This window comes from Bailinhaonella thermotolerans, from assembly GCF_003594875.1.
Classification (GTDB): domain Bacteria; phylum Actinomycetota; class Actinomycetes; order Streptosporangiales; family Streptosporangiaceae; genus Bailinhaonella; species Bailinhaonella thermotolerans.
Genome location: NZ_QZEY01000004.1, coordinates 111610 through 128194, shown reverse-complemented (window position 1 = coordinate 128194; position 16585 = coordinate 111610). Strand labels below are relative to the sequence as shown.

Below are 16585 nucleotides of genomic sequence, written 5' to 3'. Positions count from 1 at the left end.
CGCCGGTCAGGCGCGCCCCGGCTGGTCTGCGGCGGCCCGGCTGGCCTGGCGCCGCCCGGAGGGTCAGGCGGGCGTCTCGGTCCGGTCGGCGGGGGCGCCGGGCGTGCGCCGGAGGAAGAACCAGTTGATCAGCCAGAGGACGACGCCGATGGCGAGCAGGACGCCCGCGCGGATGTAGACGTCGGCGGGGCGGCCGGTGAGCGGGCTGGCCAGGGTGAGGCTGAGGACCGCGCCGAGGACGGGCAGGACCGTGGGGGCGCGGAAGTGCCGGTGGCCGACCTCGTCGCGGCGCAGGACGAGGACCGAGATGTTGACGACGGTGAACACGCAGAGGAGGAGGAAGGCCGTGGTGTCGCCCAGCCCGGCGATCTCCCCGGTCGAGATGAGGCCGACCGCCAGGACCGTGGTGAAGATGATGCCGATGACGGGCGTGCGGCGGCGCGGGTCCACCCAGGCCAGCCCGCGCGGCACGACCCGCTCGTTGGCCAGGCCGTACACCAGGCGGGACGCCATCATCATGTTGATGAGGGCCGAGTTGGCGACCGCGAACATGGCGATGGCCGCGAAGAGCTGGGGCGGGAACGCCAGGCCGCCGGCCTTGACGACCTCCAGGAGGGGCCCTGAGGACTTCTCCAGCACCCGGTAGTCCACCAGCAGGGACGAGGTGATCGCGACCAGGATGTAGACCGCGCTGGTGATCGCGACGCCGAGGAAGATCGCGCGCGGGAAGTTGCGGGAGGGGTCCTTGGTCTCCTCGGCCATGTTCACCGAGTCCTCGAAGCCCACGAAGGCGAAGAACGCCAGCGCGGTGCTGCCGAGCATGGCCAGCAGCATGCCGCCGGCCTGGTCGTCGCGGATCTGGGTGAGCCTGGCGGGCTCGCCCTCCCCGGAGGCGACGGCGATGACCCCGATCACGATGATCACGAGGAGGCCGGTCAGCTCGATCAGCGTGAACAGGATGTTCGTCTTCACCGACTCCGACACGCCCCGGTAGTTCAGCAGGGAGACGGCGACGATGAACACGATGCCGACGACCACGGACGGCAGCGTCACGAACTCGGCGAGGTAGTCCCCGCCGATCGCGCGGGCGGCGGCGCTGGCCGAGGTCAGCCCCGAGCACATCACGGCGAACGCGACCATGAACGTCAGGAAGGGCACCCGGAACGCCCGCTGCGTGTAGAGCGCCGCCCCGGCCGCGCGGGGGTACTTGGTGACCAGCTCGACGTACGACACCGCGGTGAGCAGCGCGACGATGAACCCGATCAGGAACGGCAGCCAGAGCGCGCCGCCGACCTTGCCGGCGACCTTGCCGGTGAGGGCGTACACGCCGGTGCCGAGGATGTCTCCGACCACGAAGAGCACGAGAAGCCTGGGCCCTATGGCGCGCTTCAGCTCAGTCCGTTCCGGTGCCGCATTCGTTGCCACAGCGCCTCCTCGGATTCCAGACGCAACGCCTACCCCTGGGTAACCAGCGCACACCTCTTCACCGGCTTTGGCAACTCCTTGGGCGTATTTCGGCTGATCATCCGGCATCGGGGAATCGCCGGGGGGAATGCGTGCTCGCGGGGGTGTCCATGGCGGACTGGAAGTTCTGGCGGTTTCCGATGTTCCATCGGCGGGGCCGCCACGTCCTGGTCCTGTACGCCCTGGCCACGCTCGCGCTGATCGCCGCCCAGATCGGCGAGCCCTCGCACGACTGGCGCACCCGGATCTTCGTGTACGCGATGACCCTGGTCTTCCTCGTGCTGGGGTTCCGCGGCACGCTGTCGCTCGGCGCGGAGGCGCGCGACCTGCTGGCGGAGCGTCTCGGGGTGCGCTACGCCGGCTCGCTGCGCACGCTGATCATCGTCTTCGGCAACGTGATCATCGTGCTGACCGCGCTCGCCACGATCTCGGCCCCCATCCAGCAGCTCCTGCTCGGCGGCGCGGTGACCGGCGTGATCGTGGGCATCGCGGCCCAGCAGGCGCTGTCGAACGTCTTCGCCGGCCTGGTCCTCCTCTACACACGCCCGTTCTCGGCCGGCGACCGCATCCGCGTCCGCTCCGGCCCGCTCGCCGGTGAGATCGTCGGGCAGGTCCGCGACATGGGCCTCACCTACGTCTGGCTCGTCTGCGACGACGGCGAGCTGCGCATCCCCAACTCCCAGGTCCTCGCCTCCGCGGTCGGCCACCTCCCCAACTGATCACGGTACGGCTCCCGCCGCGCCCAGGCCCCGCCGTACTCCCGCGGCCCCGCTCCGGCGCGGGCCCCGAGGGGCGGGCGCGGGGGTCACGGCGGCGGGGCGGGGTGGATGGGGAAGTGGAGGCGGAAGGTGCAGCCGGCGGGGCCTGAGCGGGTCTCCAGGCGGTCGCAGATCTGGCGGGCGAGCCAGATGCCGTCGTCGGGCGCGGCGACGCGGCCCGGCGGCCGGTAGCCGAGGAAGCGGTCGTCGAGGCGCCCGCCGGGCTGGTGGACCTCGCAGGTCAAGGTGGACGAGTCATGCCAGACGCGGACGGCCGGGGCCTCTCCCCCGCGCGCCCACAGGTAGGAGCCCACCTCGGACACGGCCGTGGCGAACGTCATCGCGCGGTCCTCGGTCAGTCCCGCCGCGCGCGACGCGGCGAGGGTGAAGGACCGCAGCGCGCGCAGGTCGCCGTCCAGGCGTAACACCGGGACGCCGCGGGGCGCGGGCGGCAGCGGCCCCGTCTCCCAGGCCCCGGCCAGCTCCGCCGGGTCGACGTACTCCGGGCAGGGCCGCACCGTCGGCCCCGCGACGGCCGAGGGGTGGGTACGGCGGGCGGCGTCCAGCACGCCGGGCCCGGCGACGCGGGCGTCGTACGCGCACACGATGCACAGGCGGGTGTCGCCGAGCACCGCGTTGACCCCGGCCTCCACCCGCTGCCAGGCCGCCACCTCGGCGGCGGGCCGGCCGTCCCAGACCGGCTCGACCAGCACGCGGGCGTGCCCGGGGCCGCGTGAGTGGCGCTTCCAGTAGCGGTAGAAGGCGGTGACCGCGCGGTGCGGGCGGCCGTCGAGGCAGGCGTCCCCGGCGTGCACCACGTCGTCCGCCTGCTCGCCGAGCGCCCCGGTGAGCAGCTCGGCCGTGGCGGGGGTGGTCGCCAGCAGCACGGGCTCGCCGAGGAACAGCCCCTCCTCCGTGAACGGGACGGCCGTCCGCAGGAACTCCTCGTCGGAGGCGTAGACGCAGACGCGATGGACCAGCGTCTCCGCCGGAGCGGTCATCCCGGGTCCCCGGAGAGCCGCAGGCCCGGCGCGCCGCTCCATCCGGTGAGCTCGATGAGATGCCGGACGTGCCGGGGCACCCGGTGGAGCACGAGCGACCGGCCAGGACCCAGCCCCGCGGCGGTCTCGACCAGCACGCGCAGGCCGCCCAGGTCCATGAAGCCGAGCTCGCCCAGGTCCGCGTGGACGTCTCGGCCGTGCCCGGCGGCCGCCCTGGCGAGCCCGGCCTCCAGCGCCGCGCGGGTGGTCAGGTCCACGTCGCCGGACACGCGCAGCCCGGGCGGCCAGGCGAGCTGGGCCAGGCGGAGCACGCCGTGGGAGACCTCGCAGCCGTCGGACACCTCGCCGGTGTGCTGCCTGCGCAGGTCGTCGAGGGCGGCCGAGCTGAACAGCCGGCCGTCGTACTGGCACACCGCCCGCGCCCCCGAGCCCTCCACCAGCGGCCGCAGCCCGCGCTCGAACTCCAGCAGCGGGCCGGGCCCGAGCCCGTCGCGCCCGGCCCAGCCCATCTCGGCGGCGAAGCTCAGCGCGGGATACCCCTCGCGGGCCGCGTCGTGCGCCTGGTCGCGGATCAGCGCGACGGCCCGCCGGGGGTCGGGCAGGCAGGTGTCCCTGGCCACGCGCACGACGAGCTGCCCGCGGGCGACGGCCGGGTCGGGGTCGAGGCCGTGCCGCCGCAGCGAGTCCACGGCGGCGAGGGGTTCGGCCGCGTCGGCCAGGCACAGCACCTTGTCGCCGCGGTCGAGCCCGCTGGCCACGAGGGCGGCGCGCACCCGCTCACGGTCGTCGGCGGCACCGGACACGAGGCACAGGTGGTCCCCGGGGCGCATCTCCCGCACCGGGACCCCCTGTTCGAAAGCGGCCAGGCTCATCGCGTCGCCTCCTCTCTATGCCCCTTGTACCGCCCTCCCCGGGCCGTCGCAGCGGATTCGGCAGAACTGCCCGATCAAGATCAATCGGGCACGAAGATCGCGGCGGCCGGGAGCCCCCGGAGAAGCGCACGTCACGGCCGTACGGCTGCCGCGCACGCGCTCCACGACGCCGGGCACGGACGGTCGCTCCGCTCGGGTCTCCGAGGGTGATGACGCGGGCGCGGAGCGGAGGCGGCACGTGGGCCGGACAGGCGCGGAGCGGAGGCGGCACGTAGGCCGGACGGCCGTGGCGCGGAGGCGGGCGCGTCCCAGGGGGCGGAGCGGGTGTGCGGACGGCGTGCCCGCCGCGGCGACGAATCCGCCGGTCAGGACGCCAGCGGCGAGCGCTCGGGGACGTCGGCGGCCGGGAGCAGGGTCCGGGCCAGCGCGGACAGGTCCAGGTCGAGTTCGCGGGCGATGGCGGCGACCGTGAAGAACGAGGGGCTGGAGATGGCGCCGCGCTCGACCTTGCGCAGGGTGTCGAGGGAGATGCCGCAGCACCGGGCCACGTCGGCGGCGCTGCGCGCGCCGCGGGCGGCGCGCAGGACGCGGCCCAGGGCCCTCCCCCGGTCGCGCTGCTCGTCGGTGAGCGGGGTTCGCACCATGTTCGAGATTGTAAGGCTGGTATTGAAATCTCCTCATGCCGTCCCGCTCGGCGAGGCGGCCGCCGGTCACGCGGCGTTCACCTCGGCGTGCTTTGATGCCGCCGTGGATCACGCGCCCTCTCTCGCTCGCCGCCTGGGGCTCTCCGACGCCGTCGCCATCGGGCTGGGGTCGATGGTCGGGGCGGGGGTGTTCGCCGCCTTCTCCCCGGCCGCCGCCGCGGCCGGGACCTGGCTGCTGGCCGGGCTCGCGGTCGCCGCGTTCGTCGCCTACTGCAACGCGGTCGCCTCGGCGCAGCTCGCGGCGGTGTACCCCCAGTCGGGCGGCACCTACGTGTACGGCCGGGAGCGGCTGGGGCGGTGGTGGGGGTTCGCGGCCGGGTGGGCGTTCGTGACCGGGAAGACCGCCTCCTGCGCGGCGATGGCGCTGACGTTCGCCTCCTACGTCGCCCCGGGGTTCGAGCGGCCGATCGCGGCGCTGGCGGTAGTGGCGCTGACGGCGGTGAACTACCGGGGCATCTCCAAGACAGCCCGCCTGACCTGGGTGCTGCTGGGGCTGACCCTGCTGTCGCTCTGCCTGGTCGCCGGCGCCGGGCTCGGCGGGGGTCCGGTCGCCCCGCTCACGGCCGGGGACGCCGATCCGTACGGCGTGCTCCAGGCGGCCGGGCTGCTGTTCTTCGCGTTCGCCGGGTACGCCCGCGTCGCCACCCTCGGCGAGGAGGTGCGGGACCCGGCCCGGGTGATCCCCCGGGCGATCCCGCTGGCGCTGGGCCTGGCGGTCGCGGTCTACGCGGTGATCGGGGTGAGCGTGCTGCTCGCGCTGGGACCGGGCCGACTCGCGGTGTCCGGCGCGCCGCTGGTCGAGACGGTGGAGGCCGCGGGCTGGGGCTGGGCGGGCCCCGCGGTGCGGGCCGGCGCGGCGGTGGCCTGCCTGGGCGCGCTGCTGGGGCTGATCGCCGGGATCGGGCGGACGACGCTGGCCATGGCGCGGGAGGGCGACCTGCCCCGGACGCTCGCGGCGGTGCACCCGGTCCACCGGGTGCCGCACCACGCCGAGATCGCGCTCGCCGTCGTGGTGTGCGCGCTGCTGTTCGTGACGGACCTGCGCGGGGTCATCGGGTTCTCGTCGTTCGGGGTGCTGCTCTACTACGCGATCGCGAACGCCGCGGCGTTCACCCAGCCGCCGGGGCAGCGCCGCTGGCCGAGGGCGCTGAACGCGGCGGGTCTCGCCGGCTGCCTGCTGCTGGCGTTCACGCTGCCGGTGGGCTCGGTGGTCGCGGGGGCGGCGGTGATCGCGGCAGGCGCCGGCGGGCGCCTGGCCGCCGGCGCGTGGCGGTCCTCGCGGCGGTGACCGCGCCCGGGCGGCGGCCGCCCGCTCAGGCCGGCGTCGCCGCCCGCTCAGGCCGGCGTCGCGGCCGGCTCGGAGGGGCCCGCGGGCTCGGCCGTGAGGACGAGCGCGCCCCCGGCGACCCCGGCCCTCACGCGGTCGCCCTCGGTCAGCTCCCCGCGCAGGAGCATGCCGGCGAGGGGGTTGTCGAGCTCGCGCTGGATGAGGCGGCGCATCGGGCGCGCGCCGAACTCGGGCTGGTAGCCGCGTCCGGCCAGCCAGTCCACCGCCTCGTCCGCGACCTCCAGGGCGACCCCCTGGGCGTGGAGGCGGCGGCGGCTGCTCTCCAGCAGGAGCGTGGTGATCTGGCGCGTCTGGGCGCGGTCCAGGCGCTCGAAGATGATGATCTCGTCGACCCGGTTGAGGAACTCCGGCCGCATCGTGGCCTGGAGGGTGCGCATGAGGTCGTCGCGCAGGGCCTCGGCGTCGCCCTCGTGCGCGAGGATCCGCTCCGCGCCGATGTTGCTGGTCATGATGACCACCGTGCTGGAGAAGTCCACGGTGCGGCCCTGCCCGTCGGTCAGGCGGCCGTCGTCGAGGATCTGCAGCAGCAGGTTGTACACGTCCGGGTGCGCCTTCTCGATCTCGTCGAGCAGGACCAGGCTGTGCGGCCTGCGGCGCACGGCCTCGGTGAGCTGCCCGGCCTCCTCGTAGCCGACGTATCCGGGCGGGGCCCCGACCAGGCGGGCGACCGAGTGCTTCTCCCCGAACTCGGACATGTCCCCGCGGACCATGTGGTTCTGGTCGCCGAACAGCGCCTCGGCGAGCGCCCTGGCCAGCTCGGTCTTGCCCACGCCGGTCGGGCCGAGGAAGAGGAAGCCGCCGATCGGCCGGTTCGGGTCGGACAGGCCCGCCCGCGCCCGCCGTACGGCCTCCGCGACCGCGCCGACCGCCCGGTCCTGGCCGACGACGCGCTCGTGGAGGTGCTCCTCCAGGCGGATCAGGCGGTCGCGTTCCTCCTCGGTGAGCTGGGCGACCGGGATGCCGGTGGCGCGGGAGACCACCTCGGCGACGTCGGCGGCGGTGACGGCGGGCACGTCGTCGCGGTCGTGCCGGGCGTCCTCCAGCTCCGGGCGGAGCCGGGTGATCTCCTCGCTGATCTCCTTGGCGCGCTCGAAGTCCTCGGCCGTGACCGCCTGGTCCTTCTCGCGGTGCAGCCGGTCGAGGCGTTCCTCCAGGACCCGGGCGGCCTCCCCGGGCGTGCGGGCGCGCAGCCGCACCCGGGCGCTCGCCTGGTCCATGAGGTCGATGGCCTTGTCGGGGAGGAACCGGTCGCTGACGTACCGGTCGGACAGGGCCGCCGCCGCGTCCAGCGCCTCGTCGGTGATCCGCACCTGGTGGTGGGCCTCGTACCCGTCGCGCAGCCCGGACAGGATCTCCACCGTCTGGTCCACGGTCGGCTCGGGCACCAGCACCGGCTGGAACCGGCGTTCCAGCGCGGCGTCCTTCTCGACGTGCCGCCGGTACTCCGAGATCGTGGTCGCCCCCACCACGTGCAGCTCGCCCCGGGAGAGGGCGGGCTTGAGCATGTTGCCGGCGTCCATCGCGCCCTCGCCGCCGCCCGCGCCCACGATCGTGTGGATCTCGTCGATGAAGACGACCAGCTCGTTCTCGTGCGCGGTGATCTCGCCGATCACCGTCCGCATGCGCTCCTCGAACTCGCCGCGGTACTTCGTCCCCGCGACCATCCCGGCCACGTCCAGCGCGACCACCCGCTTGCCGCGCAGCGTCTCGGGCACGCTCCCGTTCACGATCCGCTGCGCGATGCCCTCCACGATCGCGGTCTTGCCCACGCCGGGCTCGCCGATCAGGACCGGGTTGTTCTTGGTGCGCCGCGACAGGATCTCGATCGCCTGCTCGATCTCGTCCTCCCGCCCCACCACCGGGTCGAGCAGCCCTTCCCGCGCCCGCTCGGTCAGGTCGCTCCCGTGCTCGTCCAGGGTGGGCGTGTCGCTGCGGGCCCGGGCGCGGGCGGGGCGCGGCTCGCGCCGGGTGGCCTCCTGGAGCTCGTTCGCCGTCACGCCGAACCGGGCCAGCACCCGCGCGGCCGGCGACTCGGGGTTCATCGCGAGGGCGACCAGCAGGTGCTCGGGGCCGATGAAGGAGTGCCCGAGCGCGCTGGAGAGCCGCTGCGCGTCCAGCAGCGCCCGCTTGGTCACCGGCGACACCGTGCTCGGCGGCTCCCCGGCCGGGCCCGCGGGGGCGCGCCGGAGCACCTCCTCGATCACCCGCCCGGGGTCGGCCCCGGCCGCGCTCAGCAGGCCCCGCGTCGGGTCGTCCTCGGCGGCGGCGCGCAGCAGGTCGAGCACGTCGAGGTCGGCGGCGCCCCGCTCGGCCGCGTGGCCCATCGCCCGCCGGAGCACCTCCCGCCCGGGCTCGCTCAGCAGCCTGCCGACGTCCACCCGCTGCACGCCGGGGCGCGCCGGAGGCCACGTCTCCGGCGTGCCGAACAGCCCGCCGGAGACCCGGTCCAGCCCGCGGAACGGGTCGGTGAAGAACGCGTCGAACATCGAGCCGACCATGAGATCCCCCGAAGTAGCCCCCAGATACCACGTATTGTCGTCAATCAGACACGTTCTGAAACTTCCCGCTACTTCCTCCCCTCGAGTACGGCCATCGCCGCGTTGTGGCCGGGGATGCCGCTCACCCCGCCGCCGCGCACCGCTCCCGCCCCGCACAGCAGCACCCGGGGGTGGCCGGTCTCGACGCCCCAGCTCCCCGCCTCGCCCGGCCCCGGCCCTGAGCCGCCGTACGGCGTCGCGCCCGGCCCGGCTCCGCCGTACGGCCCCGCGTCGCCGTACGGCTCGGCGAAGGGCCACGCGAGGTCGCGGTGGAAGATGTGGCCGCCGGGGAGGCCGGCCTCGCGTTCCAGGTCCACGGGGGTCTTGACCTCGACGCACGGCTCCCCGCCGGGGGCCCGGAGCAGGCACGGCCCGATCGGCTCGGCGAGGACCGCGTCGAGCGAGCGGAAGACGGCCTCCAGCGCGGCGCGGCGGGACCGGTCGGGGTCGTCGCGGAAGAGGCGGGCGGGCATGTGCAGGCCGAACAGCGTCATCGTGTGCGCGCCCGCCGCCGCCAGTCCCGGCCCGAGGATGGAGGGGTCGGTGAGCGAGTGACAGTACACCTCGGCGGGCGCGGGCTCGGGGACGCGCCCCGCGGCGGCCTCGCGGTACGCCGCGGCGAGCCGGTCCCGCCCCTCGTTCACGTGGAACGTCCCCGCGAACGCCGTCTCCGGCGCGACCCGGGGGTCCTTCAGCCGGGGCAGCCGCGCCAGCACCATGTTGACCTTGAGCTGCGCCCCCTCGGGCCGCGGCGGCTCCTCCTCCCCCAGGAGCCGGGCGAGCGTGTACGGCGCCACGCCCGCCAGCACGTGCCGCCCGGTGACCGTGTGCTCGCGGCCGTCCTCGGCGCGGAAGACCACCTCACCGTTGCCCGGGTCGATCGCGACCGCCTCGGCCCCGGTGCGGATCTCGGCCCCCGCCCCGGCGGCCGCCCGCGCGAGCGCGCCGGTCACCGCGCCCATCCCGCCGACGGGCACCTTCCACTCGCCGTTCCCGTCGCCGATCACGTGGTAGAGGAAGCAGCGGTTCGCCCGCAGGTCGCTCCACGGGTCGGCGAACGTCCCGATCAGCGCGTCGGTCAGCACCACGCCCGCCACCACGTCGTCCCGGAACCGCTCGTCCACGGTCAGCCCGATCGGCCGCTCCACCAGGTCCCGGAAGGCCCGGTCGTCGGCGACGACCCGGCGCATCTCCTCGCGCGTCCGCAGCGGTTCGAGCAGCGTGGGGGCCATCCGCTCCGCCGTCCGCGCGGTCATCCCGTAGAACTCCCGCCACGCGTCGCCGTCCCGCCCGAGCGAGGCCGCCGTGCCCTCCGGGTCCCCGCCGTCCACCAGCAGCCCGGCGCCGCCGTACGGCGTGTAGGAGGAGACCCTGCGCGTCCGCAGCTCCAGCCGCAGCCCCAGATCCCGGACGATCTTCCGGGGCAGCAGGCTCACCAGGTAGGAGTACCGGGACAGCCGCGCGTCCACCCCGGCGAACGCCCGGGCCGACACCGCCAGCCCGCCCGTGTGCCCCAGCCGCTCCAGCACCAGGGTCCGCCGCCCCGCCCGCGCCAGGTACGCGGCCGCCGTCAGGCCGTTGTGCCCGCCGCCGACCACCACCACGTCGTACGTCATGAGCCCTCCTCACCTCGGTCCCAGGACCGTACCGCCGCGATCGGGCGCGGAGCGGGCGGGAGGGCCCGCGGTGTGAACGACGCATTGGCGGGTAAACGCCGGGATTACCCGGAGTGAGGAGGGTCGCGATGCGACGGGACGGGGCTGAGACCCGGCGGGATGAGGAGCTTGAGGACGAACCGGACTTCGCAGGCGAGGACAGCCCATCACCGACCGATCCTCCGAACGCGAGGCCCGATGACGGAGAGCCCGACGAGGCGTGGGAAGACCCCACCGGCGTCTGACCGGCCGGTGGACGAACTCCCGGGCGGGCTGCGCCGCAGCGACCCGTCCGAGCCCGGGATCACCCGGGTACGGCGGGGCCGCGGCTTCCAGTACTTCGACCCCGCGGGCGAACCGCTCGGCGAGGGCGAGACGCTGCGGCGGGTGAAGGCCCTGGTCATCCCCCCGGCGTGGACGGACGTCTGGATCTGCCCCGACGCGGACGGCCACATCCAGGCCCTGGGCACCGACGCCGCGGGCCGCCGCCAGTACCGCTACCACGACGCGTGGCGCGAGGCCCAGGACCGCGCGAAGCACGAGCACGTCCTCGACATGGCCGAGCGGCTGCCCGCCGTGCGCGAACGGCTGGCCGAGCACCTGGCCGAGCGCGGCCTGACCAGGCAGCGGGTCCTCGCGGCCGCCGTACGCCTGCTCGACCTGGGCTTCTTCCGCGTGGGCGGCGAGGAGTACGCCGAGGAGAACGGCTCCTTCGGCCTGGCCACCCTCCGCCAGGAGCACGTGCGCTGCGTGCGCGGCCGGGTCCACTTCGAGTACCCGGCCAAGAGCGGCAAGACCCGGACCCACGACATCTCCGACCCGGAGGTCTGCAAGGTCGTGCGGGCCCTCCGGGCGCGCGGCGAGGGCGAGCTGCTGCGGTATCGCCAGGGCACGGCCTGGCACGACGTCCGCAGCCACGACATCAACGACTACCTGCGCGAACTGTTCGGCATCGAGGTGACGGCCAAGGACTTCCGCACCTGGCACGCCACGGTCCTGGCCGCCGTGGGCCTGGCCGTCTCCCGTCCGGTGACGACGGAGGCCGCCAGGAAGCGGGCCGTCGCCCGGGTGATGTCCGAGGTGGCCGCCTACCTGGGCAACACCCCGGCGGTGACCCGGGCCTCCTACGTGGACCCCCGCATCATCGCGCTCTACGAGCGGGGCCGGACCATCGCCCCGATCCTGACCGACCTCGGCGCCGACGTGGACCCGGGCCACCTCGCCACCCAGGGCCCGGCGGAGCAGGCCGTCCTCCGCCTCCTCCGCTCCGCCTGAGGGCCCCGCGCTCCGCCCGAGGGCCTGACTCCGCCCGAGAGCCTGACTCCGCCTGAGGGCCCACTTGGCGCGTGAGGGCCCACTTCGCGCGTGAGGACTTTCGCGCGTGAGGACACGGGCTGGCCGCGCGGGGGCATCGCGGGCGGTTCGCCGGCGCCGTGACAGATCGGCGCCCAGATCGTCCCGTCCGGGCACCTTCTGTCACAGCGTCCGCGAAGCGCCCCGGGCTAGCTCTTCCGGCCCTTGCCCTTGTCCCGCTCGCGGGACTTGGCGGTGGCCCTCGTGTTGGCCTTCTCGATGGCCTTGACCAGGTCGCCCTTGTTCATGCTGGAGCGGCCCTTGACGTCCAGCTCCTGGGCGATCTTCATCAGGTGCTCCTTGGACGCGTTGGCGTCCACGCCGCCCGCCGTACGGGAGGGGTTGGTCCGGGACGCCGGGGTGCCCTTGGCGGCCTGCGGGTCGGAGGGGCCCTTCTTGGGCTTCTTCTCCCAGTGGTCGCCCACCTTCTCGAACTTGTGCTTGAGCGAGGCGTAGGCGGTGCGGTGGGAGCGCTGACCCTCGCCGTACTCCTCGACCGCCGAGTCGTGGGTCTTGATCCAGGTGTCCTGTGCTTCCTTGCTGGAACGCCGCAGGGTGGACGGGAGTTCTTCGCGACCGGGCATCGGTCATCACCTCCTACCCTCCGTCGGCTGCCCGACATTTCAGGCTTAAAACAGGCATCCGGAACCTCCCTATTTGGTCACCTTCACCCGCTCTCAACGCGTACGCTACTTCCGCGAGACGCCGGAACACCGGTCGCAGCAGTCACGCGACCGCACACCGGACACACCTGGGATGACGGGGTCCCGACCGGTGACGGCGTCGACCAACCCTGGCCCGCCGGTGACGCCGGCCGGACTTTCGCATGCCCCAGAACGAGCACGACGCGGAGCATCGTATGGACGCCTCCCCCTTTCCGGCCGGGCCCACCGAGCCGGTTCCGGACACCTTCACCTTCGAACACCCCCGCGACCCCGAGTGGTACAAGCGGGCGGTGTTCTACGAGGTGCTCGTCCGCGGGTTCAGCGACTCGAACGGCGACGGCACCGGTGACATCCGGGGCCTGATCCGGCGCCTGGACTACCTCCAGTGGCTGGGTGTGGACTGCCTGTGGCTGCTGCCCTTCTACACCTCGCCGCTCAAGGACGGCGGGTACGACATCGCCGACTACATGACGGTGCTGCCGGAGTTCGGCACCCTGGAGGACGTCGTCGAGCTGATCGACGAGGCCCACAAGCGCGGCATCCGGATCATCGCCGACCTGGTCATGAACCACACGAGCGACCAGCACCCGTGGTTCCAGGCCTCCCGGCACGACCCCGAGGGCCCGTACGGCGACTTCTACGTCTGGTCGGACACCGACGAGCCGTACCGGGACGTGCGGATCATCTTCACCGGCGCCGAGGAGTCCAACTGGACCTGGGACCCGGTGCGCAAGCAGTACTACTGGCACCGGTTCTTCTCCCACCAGCCGGACCTGAACTACGACAACCCCAAGGTCCAGGAGGCGATGCTGGAGGTCCTGCGCTTCTGGCTGGACCTGGGGCTGGACGGGTTCCGGCTGGACGCGGTGCCGTACCTCTTCGAGCGCGAGGGCACCCAGTGCGCGGGCCTGCCCGAGACCCACGCCTACCTCAAGCGGGTGCGCGCCGAGGTGGACCGCCTCTACCCGGACCGCGTGCTGCTGGCCGAGGCCAACGGGTGGCCGGAGGAGGTCGCGGAGTACTACGGCGACCCCACCACCTCCGGCGACGAGTGCCACATGGCCTTCCACTTCCCGCTCATGCCGCGCATCTTCATGGCCGTACGGCAGGAGCGGCGCGACCCGATCTCCGAGATCATCGCCAAGACCCCGAAGATCCCGGGCGGCTGCCAGTGGGGCATCTTCCTGCGCAACCACGACGAGCTCACGCTGGAGATGGTCAGCGAGGAGGAGCGCGCGTTCATGTGGGCGGAGTACGCCGCCGACCCGCGCATGCGCGCCTACACCGGCATCCGCCGCCGCCTCGCGCCGCTGCTGAACAACGACCGGAACCAGATCGAGCTGTTCACCGCCCTGCTGCTGTCCCTGCCCGGCTCGCCCGTCCTGTACTACGGCGACGAGATCGGCATGGGCGACAACATCTGGCTGGGCGACCGCGACTCGGTCCGCACCCCGATGCAGTGGACCCCCGACCGCAACGGCGGCTTCTCCACCGCCGACCCCGGCCGGATCTACCTGCCGCCGGTGATGGACCCGGTGTACGGCTTCCAGGCCGTCAACGTCGAGGCCCAGACCAGCGACCCGGGCTCGCTGCTGCACTGGACCCGCATGATGCTCGACATCCGCCGCCGCCACGAGGTGTTCGGCGTCGGGGACTTCATCGAGCTGTGGGCCAGCAACCCCAGCGTCCTGGCGTACGTCCGGGAGATGGACGGCGACCGCGTCCTGTGCGTCAACAACCTCTCCAGGCACCCGCAGGCGGTCGAGCTGGACCTGCGCCGCTTCGCCGGCGTCACGCCGATCGAGTGCCAGGGCGGGGCCCGCTTCCCCGAGATCGGCGAGGCCCCCTACCTCCTCACCCTCCCCGGTCACGCCTTCTACTGGCTCGACCTGGGAGCCTGACCCCAGCGGGAATCCCGCCCCGCGGCCGGCGCCGCCCCGGCCTCGCTCGATCCGAGGCCCCGGCGCCGGCCGCGCCGTGCTGCCCGCGCGCCGCCCGGGGGAGGTCAGGTCCCGGCCCGCGCCGCCTCCTGCCCGTCGAGGGGCAGCCGGATGCGGAACGTGGCCCCCTCCCCCGGGCGGTTGTCCAGCTCGGCGACCCCGTGGTGCGCCGTCGCCAGGGCCGACACGATGGACAGCCCGAGCCCGATCCCCGAGGCGGAGCGGGCGTTCCCGGCGCGGTAGAAGCGTTCGAAGACCTGGGCCGCCTGGTCGGCCGGGACGCCGGGCCCCTCGTCGGCGACCTCGACCACGGCCTCGTCCCCGCGGGTCCCCACGCGCACCTCCACCGGCGTGCCGGACGGGGTGTGGACGAGGGCGTTGTTGACGAGGTTGTCCAGGACCTGGCGCAGGCGCGGCTCGTCGCCGGACACGACCACGGGACGCGTGGTGTCGGACGCCGCGTCCAGCCGTACGAGGTCGATGGTGCGCTCGGGGGCGCGGGTGCGGGCGTCCACCACGGTGTCGGCGGCGAGGGAGAACAGGTCCACGGGCCGGCGTTCGAGGGGCCGCTGCATGTCGAGGCGGGCCAGCAGGAGCAGGTCGTCCACCAGCAGGCCCATCCGGGCCGCCTCCTCCTCGATGCGGGCCAGCAGCTTGGGCAGCTCGGGCGCGTCCTGGGGGGCGCGGCGGGACAGCTCGGCGTAGCCCCGGATCGAGGTGAGCGGGGTGCGGAGCTCGTGGCTGGCGTCGGCGACGAAGCGGCGCATGCGTTCCTCGGACGCGCGGGCGGCGGCCTCGGACGCCTCGCGGTCGTGGATCGCGGCCTCCAGCCGGGCGAGCATGGCGTTGAGGGACCGGCCGAGCCGCCCGACCTCGGTGCTCGCGGGGTGGTCGGGAACGCGGCGGGACAGGTCGCCCGCGGCGATCGCCTCGGCCGTGGCCTCCATCTCCGCCAACGGCCGCAGCGACGCCCGGACCAGCAGGTATCCGGCCGCGCCCAGGCCCAGCAGCACCCCGCCGCCGGCCAGCAGGTCGATGAACAGCAGTTGCGCGGCGGTGTCCTCGACCTCGGCCTGGCTCGTGGCGATCACCAGGGAGCGGCCGTCGCGCAGGTCCATCGCCATCACGCGCCACGGCGAGGTGTTCCGTCCCGGCACGGTGAACGGCCGCCCGCCGCGCTCCAGCACGGTGTGCCGGGCCATCGCGGGCAGGGTCAGCCCGGGAGGGTCGGGCACGTCGTCGGGCACGCGGTTCACGACCCGGCCGCGGTCGTCCACGATGTGGATGACGTAGGCGCCCAGGTTCCGGGGCTGCACCTGCTTGGTGAGGTTGTGCACGACCTTGTGCGCGGCCTGCTCCAGTTGCAGGTCCAGCCGCTCCATCAGGTAGTTGTGCAGGAGCTGCGTCCCGACCAGGCCGGTGACGGTGAGCGCGGCGGTGACGAGCACCAGGGTGCCCGCGATGAGGCGGCCCCACAGCGGAACCCGCGCCAGGGCCAGCCCCATCCGCCTCATGGCCGCGGGACTCGCAGCACGTATCCCACCCCGCGCAGGGTGTGGATCAGCTTGGGATCGGTGAAGTCGATCTTGCGGCGCAGGTTGGAGATGTACGTCTCGACGATGGCGGCGTCGCCGTTGAAGTCGTAGTGCCACACGTTGTCGAGGATCTGCGCCTTGGACACGACGCGCCCGGCGTTGGCCATCAGGTAGTGCAGCAGCTTGAACGCGGTCGGCGAGAGCTGGACCGAGCGGCCCGCCCGCCGGACCTCGTAGCTGTCCTCGTCCAGCTCCAGGTCCGCGACCTGCAGCCGGGCGGTCCCGGCGGCCTCCCCGCGGGTGCGGCGGAGCACGGCGCGGATGCGCGCGACGACCTCCTCCAGGCTGAACGGCTTGGTGACGTAGTCGTCGCCGCCCAGGGTCAGCCCGGTGATCTTGTCCTCGGTGGAGTCGCGGGCGGTCAGGAAGAGCACGGGCGGCGAGTGGGTGCCGGCGCGCAGCCGCCGGATCACGCTGAAACCGTCGATGTCGGGGAGGGAGACGTCGAGGACGACCAGGTCGGGGCGCTCCCGCCCGACGATGTCGATGGCGTCCTGGCCGTCGGCCGCGGTCAGCACGTCGAACCCCGAATATCGCAGGCTCACGGCGAGCAGTTCACGGATGTTCGGCTCGTCGTCGACGACGAGCAGACGCGCCTCGGGCCGGGTGCTCGCCTCTCCCATGGGTTCCATGATGCCAAAGCTTTGACCATGCGCCTGACGACCGGCTGGGGCGTTCCTCCACAAAACCTGA

General features: G+C 73.8%; 13 protein-coding genes. 4 read left to right on the top strand and 9 right to left on the bottom strand.

The genetic code is table 11. The annotated features are described in order from the left end of the window. Positions 1 to 63: 63 nt before the first annotated feature. On the bottom strand, positions 64 to 1425 hold the full coding sequence (locus D5H75_RS13145; RefSeq protein ID WP_277949934.1) for an APC family permease: 1362 nt from the start codon (positions 1423 to 1425) through the stop codon (positions 64 to 66). Between the two features lie 149 nt (positions 1426 to 1574). Here D5H75_RS13145 and D5H75_RS13140 point away from each other — a divergent pair, with 149 nt between their 5' ends. After that, on the top strand, positions 1575 to 2183 hold the full coding sequence (locus D5H75_RS13140) for a mechanosensitive ion channel domain-containing protein (protein ID WP_147425136.1): 609 nt from the start codon (positions 1575 to 1577) through the stop codon (positions 2181 to 2183). A gap of 86 nt (positions 2184 to 2269) precedes the next feature. On the opposite strand, the gene D5H75_RS13135 is transcribed toward D5H75_RS13140, so the two are convergent. From D5H75_RS13135 to D5H75_RS13125, 3 genes are all read right to left on the bottom strand, one after another. After that, entirely contained in the window at positions 2270 to 3223 is a 954-nt protein-coding gene (locus D5H75_RS13135) for a sensor histidine kinase (RefSeq protein WP_202638110.1), read from the bottom strand. Next, positions 3220 to 4095 carry an MEDS domain-containing protein gene (locus tag D5H75_RS13130; protein ID WP_119926721.1) on the bottom strand — a complete coding sequence of 292 codons (876 nt, stop codon included), beginning with the start codon at positions 4093 to 4095 and terminating at the stop codon, positions 3220 to 3222. The genes D5H75_RS13135 and D5H75_RS13130 overlap by 4 nt, the downstream gene beginning before the upstream one ends. A gap of 365 nt (positions 4096 to 4460) precedes the next feature. Continuing rightward, positions 4461 to 4739 carry a helix-turn-helix domain-containing protein gene (locus D5H75_RS13125; protein WP_119926720.1) on the bottom strand — a complete coding sequence of 93 codons (279 nt, stop codon included), beginning with the start codon at positions 4737 to 4739 and terminating at the stop codon, positions 4461 to 4463. Between the two features lie 103 nt (positions 4740 to 4842). Here D5H75_RS13125 and D5H75_RS13120 point away from each other — a divergent pair, with 103 nt between their 5' ends. Then, complete coding sequence (locus D5H75_RS13120; protein ID WP_277949933.1) at positions 4843 to 6087, top strand: APC family permease; 1245 nt, start codon at positions 4843 to 4845, stop codon at positions 6085 to 6087. Positions 6088 to 6134: 47 nt separating this feature from the next. Here D5H75_RS13120 and D5H75_RS13115 read toward each other — a convergent pair whose 3' ends face one another. Beyond that, the gene (locus tag D5H75_RS13115; protein ID WP_119926718.1) at positions 6135 to 8645 is read right to left on the bottom strand and encodes an ATP-dependent Clp protease ATP-binding subunit; all 2511 of its coding nucleotides are present in this window, start codon (positions 8643 to 8645) and stop codon (positions 6135 to 6137) included. Between the two features lie 68 nt (positions 8646 to 8713). Continuing rightward, the gene (locus D5H75_RS13110) at positions 8714 to 10300 is read right to left on the bottom strand and encodes a phytoene desaturase family protein (protein WP_119926717.1); all 1587 of its coding nucleotides are present in this window, start codon (positions 10298 to 10300) and stop codon (positions 8714 to 8716) included. A gap of 291 nt (positions 10301 to 10591) precedes the next feature. On the opposite strand from D5H75_RS13110, the gene D5H75_RS13105 reads away from it, so the two are divergent. After that, entirely contained in the window at positions 10592 to 11614 is a 1023-nt protein-coding gene (locus D5H75_RS13105; protein WP_242454209.1) for a DNA topoisomerase IB, read from the top strand. A gap of 227 nt (positions 11615 to 11841) precedes the next feature. Here the strand turns inward: D5H75_RS13105 and D5H75_RS13100 are convergent, their stop codons facing one another. Next, positions 11842 to 12276 carry a ChaB family protein gene (locus tag D5H75_RS13100; protein WP_119926715.1) on the bottom strand — a complete coding sequence of 145 codons (435 nt, stop codon included), beginning with the start codon at positions 12274 to 12276 and terminating at the stop codon, positions 11842 to 11844. Between the two features lie 275 nt (positions 12277 to 12551). Between D5H75_RS13100 and treS the strand changes: the two genes are divergently transcribed. After that, entirely contained in the window at positions 12552 to 14258 is a 1707-nt protein-coding gene (treS, locus tag D5H75_RS13095) for a maltose alpha-D-glucosyltransferase (RefSeq protein WP_119926714.1), read from the top strand. A 104-nt stretch (positions 14259 to 14362) separates the two neighbouring features. Here treS and D5H75_RS13090 read toward each other — a convergent pair whose 3' ends face one another. After that, complete coding sequence (locus D5H75_RS13090; RefSeq protein ID WP_119926713.1) at positions 14363 to 15811, bottom strand: sensor histidine kinase; 1449 nt, start codon at positions 15809 to 15811, stop codon at positions 14363 to 14365. Beyond that, a complete protein-coding gene (locus tag D5H75_RS13085; RefSeq protein ID WP_119926712.1) occupies positions 15808 to 16515 on the bottom strand; it encodes a response regulator transcription factor in 708 nt (235 codons plus the stop codon). Before D5H75_RS13085 ends, D5H75_RS13090 begins: the two co-directional genes overlap by 4 nt. Positions 16516 to 16585 lie beyond the last annotated feature (70 nt).

Coding starts and splice junctions, on each gene's coding strand:
- D5H75_RS13135 (WP_202638110.1), bottom strand. CDS start 3,223: ATGACCGCTCCGGCGGAGACGCTGGTCCATCGCGTCTGCGTCTACGCC.
- D5H75_RS13130 (WP_119926721.1), bottom strand. CDS start 4,095: ATGAGCCTGGCCGCTTTCGAACAGGGGGTCCCGGTGCGGGAGATGCGC.
- D5H75_RS13085 (WP_119926712.1), bottom strand. CDS start 16,515: ATGGGAGAGGCGAGCACCCGGCCCGAGGCGCGTCTGCTCGTCGTCGAC.
- D5H75_RS13115 (WP_119926718.1), bottom strand. CDS start 8,645: ATGGTCGGCTCGATGTTCGACGCGTTCTTCACCGACCCGTTCCGCGGG.
- D5H75_RS13125 (WP_119926720.1), bottom strand. CDS start 4,739: ATGGTGCGAACCCCGCTCACCGACGAGCAGCGCGACCGGGGGAGGGCC.
- treS (WP_119926714.1), top strand. CDS start 12,552: ATGGACGCCTCCCCCTTTCCGGCCGGGCCCACCGAGCCGGTTCCGGAC.
- D5H75_RS13110 (WP_119926717.1), bottom strand. CDS start 10,300: ATGACGTACGACGTGGTGGTGGTCGGCGGCGGGCACAACGGCCTGACG.
- D5H75_RS13140 (WP_147425136.1), top strand. CDS start 1,575: ATGGCGGACTGGAAGTTCTGGCGGTTTCCGATGTTCCATCGGCGGGGC.
- D5H75_RS13100 (WP_119926715.1), bottom strand. CDS start 12,276: ATGCCCGGTCGCGAAGAACTCCCGTCCACCCTGCGGCGTTCCAGCAAG.
- D5H75_RS13090 (WP_119926713.1), bottom strand. CDS start 15,811: ATGAGGCGGATGGGGCTGGCCCTGGCGCGGGTTCCGCTGTGGGGCCGC.